Genomic DNA, 5,233 nt, shown 5'->3' on the forward strand with positions numbered 1-5,233 from the left:
CGGCTCGATGAACTCCCACTGCTCGTCGGTGAGTTGCCTACGTGTCACACCCAGCGTCCTACCAGGTCCTGTCCCCGCACGGGACCAGAACCCGAAATTGATCACGACCTCACACAGGCCCTAGGGCAGGGCGCTGCATGGTGTCGGGCAAGCCTGCCGAGCCTGGGCAAGCCGGCTGTCTTGGAGGCTTGCCCAGTGGCCGGGAGCCGGACGCGTCGCCGGCGCGGCGGCCGGGTTGAGGGTTGCTTCCTTAGTGGGCTGGACGGTGGGCTGGACGGTTGAGCGGACAGGGGGACCGAGGGTTGCACTGAGGGTTGGCCCACCCCTGTGCCTGCCGACCCGGTTGTCCCAGGCCAGCCCGGGCGGGCAAGCCGACGACCGGCGCCGACACCTCCTTCCCAGCGACAGCCGCGGGAAGCAGTTCTATCCGCGCACACCCCGCAGCCCTGGCCACGGCGGGGGACAGGCCGACCATGACCCCGACCACGGCAGGTCAGCGTGCTGGCGCACCTCGCCGACCACCGTTGCGCCCGGCGTTCCTCGAGGAAGCCGTCTGGGCTGGTGCCTTCCGCGCCGACTCCCCAGCCGTGGCCTTCTTCGCGGCCGGCGCCTGGTGCGCCTCCGCGTCGCCCGTCTCGCCGCGCGCCGCCCGGGCCTCGTCGACCGACTGCTGCAGCGCAGCCATCAGATCCGCCAGCTGACCCGGCCGGGCCGCCAGCTGCGCTACTCGGGCAGCTGGCGGGCGTCCCGCTTCGCCTCGATCACCTCGTGCAGCGCGTCGGTGTGAGGCAGACGGGACAGCCACGGGTACCGCAGGGCCTGCGAAAAGGCTTCCGCTGACGAGGGCGATGGTCCTACAGTCTGAGCCCATGATCCCCAACGGCGTTCCGCTGCCCCCGACGGTCTACCCGCTCGCCAAGGGACGTGTGTGGGCCATGCTGGCCGGCTCTGTGGTCTTCGTCGCTGTGGGCATCGTTCTCCTGGTCGCCCACAGCACCGTGAAGATGACGGTGGCGGGGGCGCTGGCCGTGCTCTTCTTCGGGTTCTGCGCGGTGCTCATCATCCAGCGCCTGCTGCGCGACCGGCCGGAGCTGGTGCTGGACGACGCGGGAGTGGACCATGTGAGGCTGGGCCGGTTCGGCTGGGACGAGATAGCCGCGGTGCGGATACGCGAGCAGCGGGTACGCGACACCTCGCAGCGGTTCATCGAGCTGGTCCTCCACGACCCGGACGCCTATCTGGCCCGTGCACCCAAGCTCGTCCGCAGCACCGCGTCCATGAACGCACGACTCGGCTTCGGTCCGGCCAACCTGGCCACGAACACCCTGCCGGTGCCGCCCGAGGCAGTCCTGGACGCGATGCGGCGCCACCGCCCCGGACTCGCGGTGCAGAACTGAGCCACGGCACTGAGGACGGCGGCGGCCGCAGTCGCCCGCTGAAACGGCGGCCGCAGCTCCGACGCAGTGCGGACCGGATCCGGCGACATGGACGACAAGATCGCCGGGCGGCCAGCAGCAGACCGTCATCCAGACCCGCGACATCCTCGGCGGTATGGGGGAGATGGCGGTTTGCGCGGCGAAGCGTTGGCCGTCGGCTCTGTGCCCGCCGGGACGGTGCGTCAGAGCATGGCGAGCCGGTCCACCAGCAGCCCCACCCTCGTCTCGGTGTACTCCGGCGGCAGCCGTCCCGACCGGGTCAGGGTCGCCACGCCGTGGAGGGACGCCCAGAACACCTCGGTGAACAGCCCCGGGTCGACGCCGTCCCCGGCGACCTCGCCCAGGCACTCCAGCAGCGCGGCGAAGGCGTCCTTGAGAGGTTGCGGGGTGTCCTCCTGCGCGTAGGCGAGACCGCCGTCGAGCTGGAAGAGGGCGTCGTAGACGGCCGGGTTGCGCGCGGCGAAGTCGAGGTAGGCGCGGGCGAGGGCGGCGACCCGGGCGCGCGGGCCGTCCGCGGCGGCGGTCGCGGCCCGTACCGCCGTGGCCGTCTCGGTGGCGCCCTGGAGGGCGACGGCGCCGATGATCTCGCGCTTGCCGCGGAAGTGGCTGTAGAGGACGGGTTGGCTGTATTCGATGCGCTCGGCGAGCCGGCGGGTGGTGACCGCGTCCCAGCCCTGCTGCTCGGCGAGTTCGCGGGCCGTCGCCACGATGAGGCGCTCGCGCTCCGCCCGTTCGCGCTGCTTGCGTTCCTGTACCGACATGATTCGATTCTAGCATCGCTAGACAATCGAGCGGCAGCAGTACTGGCGTTGCCTCATCATCTAGCAACGCTAGATGCCTGGGAGGGTCATCATGCTCAACGCACTCGAGATCGTCACCACCGTGGTCGTCGGCGTGATGGTGGGGGTGGAGTTCTCCGTCCTCTTCGTCATCAACCCGATCCTCAACGCCCTCCCGGAGGACAGTGGCCAGCTCGGCCACGCCCACGGGGGCCGGATGCTCGGCGCCGTGATGCCGGTCTGGTACATCGGCTCGCTCGTCCTCGTCGGCATCTGGGCCCTCGCCGGACGGCACCACCACGGCACCGGCCTCGTCGTCACCGCTGGCGCGCTGCTGCTCCTCAGCGTGGTCATGTCGGTCCTGCTGCTCGTCCCGATCAACAACCGGAACAAGACGTGGACCCCCGAGAACCGGCCCGAGGACTGGAAGGAGCAGCTGAACCGCTGGTTGCGCTGGCACTACGTCCGCGTCGCCGTGATCATCGGCGCCTTCACCCTGCTGGTCACCGCCCTCACTTGAGCCGCAGACAGCGGGGGAGTGGGAGATACCTCGCCTCCCATTGAGCTACGACCGGGCGGTCCTCGCCGGTGCGGTCGCGCGGGAGAAGCTGCGCACCACCACCGTCGTAGGGCGAGCGTATCCTTCGGTCCTCGAACACCTCCTGGGAGGACCAGGCGATATGGCTCATGACGGAGGCCCTGGCCGGCACCACGGCAGTCGCTGACTTGTCGAAGTGTTCGACGAGGAATGCGTCGATGGCGTCGTACGTGCCAAGGAGCAGCACTTCGACAGCAATTCGGGAGGCACTACGGCCGTCGGCGCTCTCCGGATGTTCACGACGATGGGCAGCAGCGCGAAGGCTCCGGAGGTTATCTGGGCTAGCCAGGAGGCGTAAGGCACGTTCTGGCACGTAGCGTTCAGCGAACGTGGGTCCTTCTGGCACGTTCGGCGCGTGGGCCACGGTCGGCTCCAGCGAACGTCCGTAGGCGAAGGTTCTCCCGACGGCCTGACCCACCCTCCCGCACGACTCGCGCACTCCCGTGCGATAGCCTCCGCGGCGGCCGTGAGCTGGAGGAGGACGGGATGAATCGGCAGGTGCGCAGAGTCGTGCCGTGGATCGTGGGCGCCGCGGTCGGTGTCTTCCTCGTGCTGTGGTGGTCATGGGGGAGTCCAGCGCGGGCGCGGCTGGGAGCTCTGGGCGAGCCGGACGGGCTCCCCCCGGGGCCAATGGGCACCGGTTCGCTGCACAGTGTGCCGTTGCCGGGCGGTGGGATGTCGGACGGGGACCACTGCGGGGCCAAGGGCTACCACTTCTTCCCGGTTCCGCCCGGCGCGCACGCCGCGGCTGCCGCCGCGTTGAGCGGCCGTCGGGTGCCAGGCCCGCAGTTGGTCCTGCTGTCCTACGGGGGCGGGGACGGTCTCCCGGGCAAGACCGGACCGTACCGACACCAGTGGACGTTCTCGATCTCGTTCGGGCTGGGCCCCGGTCCGTCGCGGACGCTCAGTCTGGCGCAGCCGATCGGGGCGCAGGGGGTGGCCGTGGAGATCGAGGGACCGCACGGGCTCGTCGCCGGTGCGCACCGGCTGCCGGTGAGCCTGCACGGCGCAACAACGGGCCCCGACCATCGGCTGGCCGTCCGCTCCGGCGACGAGGTGACCGCCGACCTGACCCTGCCACTGGCGGCCGTGTGCCCCGGCATCGACGCCGGGCAAGTCGAGAAGGGGCTCTCCGGACCGATCGATGCCCACAACACCGTCATCGGGCAGCCGCCGTACAGGCTGTTCGTCTCGATCAGCGACCCGTCCATCGGCGCGCTGCGCGCCGCCGTTCACGCTCCCGTCGCTGGAGACGCGCTAACCGGCGACAACCTGGACTAGGTCGGACCAAAGCCGCAGTCCCGGCCGCGGGTGCCACCCATAGAGAGTTGGTCCGTGGCCGGTGCGCCATGTGCGCGAGCTCCGTCGGGCGTGTGCGGCTCCGCACGGGCTGAGAACAAGGCGCTGGCTACGGGCGGAGGTAGCTGGCCGTGGCAGTGCCGTTGCCGACGTACGCGGCGCTGCAACCGCCGGACTGTCGGCGGTTGCTGCGCAATCGGCGGCTGTGCGACGCCTTCGGGTGTCACGGACGGTGAGAACGTAACTGACCGGCCTGGGGTGCGCACGAGTGCTTGGTGGAGGTCCCCGTGATCACTGCACCGGCGTGGAGATCGGCGGCGCGATGGGCGGGGGCGTCGTCGGTTTCACTCGGCGCAATAGCGACTTGGGGGTAGTCGCCGACCGACGCCGCCTGGATCAAGGTTGCTGTCGCCTCGCTCGAAGATGGCCCTGCGCCCTGCACCCCGCCCGCCGCCGACCAGATCGACGCCGCATCGCGGTCAGCCCCTTGCGGGGCGAGTGCTGAACCACTGGGCGGCGGCCCACTCGAACGTGTCGGGGGCAGGGTCGTGATCGTCCGCCCAGGCGACGATGCCGTCGGGGCGGATCAACACTGCGCCTAGCCCGAGGTCGTTTCCCGCCGGGCCGGTGGCGTAGCGGATTCGACGCCCCCAGTGCACCGCTGAACCGCGCAGCCGCCGGTCGGTGCTGAAGTCGAGAGCGATGCCGCGTCCGCCCTGCATCAGGTCGCCGAGGCGAGTGCCGTCCTGGAGACGGAGGTCGGGGGCGTTGCGGCCGACCAGCGAGTGCTCGCTGTTTAGGTCGTGGCGGATCGACGATCCCGAGAGCTTTTCGAACACGTAGGTCGTTCCGTCACGGGAGGTGAGCAGGTCGCGGATGATTCCTTGGACCGCCTGAGCATGCGGGTCGGGCTTCATGACGGCCACTTGTGCGCGTGACCAGTTGAGCACCTGGGCGCCGACGGGATGGCGCTCGTGGGTGTAGGTGTCGAGAAGCCCGTCGGGCGCGTGTCCGTGTACGGTCGCACGTTTCACCGGACGCCGCGATACCTACGCCGAGACCCATCTCGCGATCGCCTCACTCGTCTCCGACCGATCCGCGCAGCGGGCCACCCGCCGCCG

General features: G+C 70.2%; 7 protein-coding genes. 4 read left to right on the forward strand and 3 right to left on the reverse strand.

Translation table 11 applies throughout. The features are described 5' to 3' along the window. Nucleotides 1–613 precede the first annotated feature (613 nt). Both ACWDEN_RS47780 and ACWDEN_RS47785 read left to right on the forward strand, forming a co-directional pair. On the forward strand, nucleotides 614–787 hold the full coding sequence (locus tag ACWDEN_RS47780) for a hypothetical protein (protein WP_450864395.1): 174 nt from the start codon (nucleotides 614–616) through the stop codon (nucleotides 785–787). A gap of 82 nt (nucleotides 788–869) precedes the next feature. Beyond that, a complete protein-coding gene (locus ACWDEN_RS47785; RefSeq protein WP_450864397.1) occupies nucleotides 870–1,397 on the forward strand; it encodes an STM3941 family protein in 528 nt (175 codons plus the stop codon). A gap of 221 nt (nucleotides 1,398–1,618) precedes the next feature. Here the strand turns inward: ACWDEN_RS47785 and ACWDEN_RS47790 are convergent, their stop codons facing one another. After that, complete coding sequence (locus ACWDEN_RS47790; protein WP_450864399.1) at nucleotides 1,619–2,197, reverse strand: TetR/AcrR family transcriptional regulator; 579 nt, start codon at nucleotides 2,195–2,197, stop codon at nucleotides 1,619–1,621. 91 nt (nucleotides 2,198–2,288) lie between these two features. Between ACWDEN_RS47790 and ACWDEN_RS47795 the strand changes: the two genes are divergently transcribed. Next, the gene (locus ACWDEN_RS47795) at nucleotides 2,289–2,735 is read left to right on the forward strand and encodes an anthrone oxygenase family protein (protein ID WP_450864401.1); all 447 of its coding nucleotides are present in this window, start codon (nucleotides 2,289–2,291) and stop codon (nucleotides 2,733–2,735) included. On the opposite strand, the gene ACWDEN_RS47800 is transcribed toward ACWDEN_RS47795, so the two are convergent. Next, the gene (locus tag ACWDEN_RS47800) at nucleotides 2,728–3,000 is read right to left on the reverse strand and encodes a hypothetical protein (RefSeq protein ID WP_450864403.1); all 273 of its coding nucleotides are present in this window, start codon (nucleotides 2,998–3,000) and stop codon (nucleotides 2,728–2,730) included. The two genes, ACWDEN_RS47795 and ACWDEN_RS47800, sit on opposite strands and share 8 nt — an antisense overlap. Nucleotides 3,001–3,299: 299 nt before the next feature. Here ACWDEN_RS47800 and ACWDEN_RS47805 point away from each other — a divergent pair, with 299 nt between their 5' ends. Then, nucleotides 3,300–4,094, forward strand: a complete 795-nt coding sequence (locus tag ACWDEN_RS47805) for a hypothetical protein (RefSeq protein ID WP_450864405.1) — start codon at nucleotides 3,300–3,302, stop codon at nucleotides 4,092–4,094. Between the two features lie 497 nt (nucleotides 4,095–4,591). On the opposite strand, the gene ACWDEN_RS47810 is transcribed toward ACWDEN_RS47805, so the two are convergent. Continuing rightward, nucleotides 4,592–5,146, reverse strand: a complete 555-nt coding sequence (locus tag ACWDEN_RS47810) for an aromatic-ring hydroxylase C-terminal domain-containing protein (protein WP_450864407.1) — start codon at nucleotides 5,144–5,146, stop codon at nucleotides 4,592–4,594. Between the last annotated feature and the right edge of the window lie 87 nt (nucleotides 5,147–5,233).

Source organism: Streptomyces sp. NPDC001153, assembly GCF_053598315.1.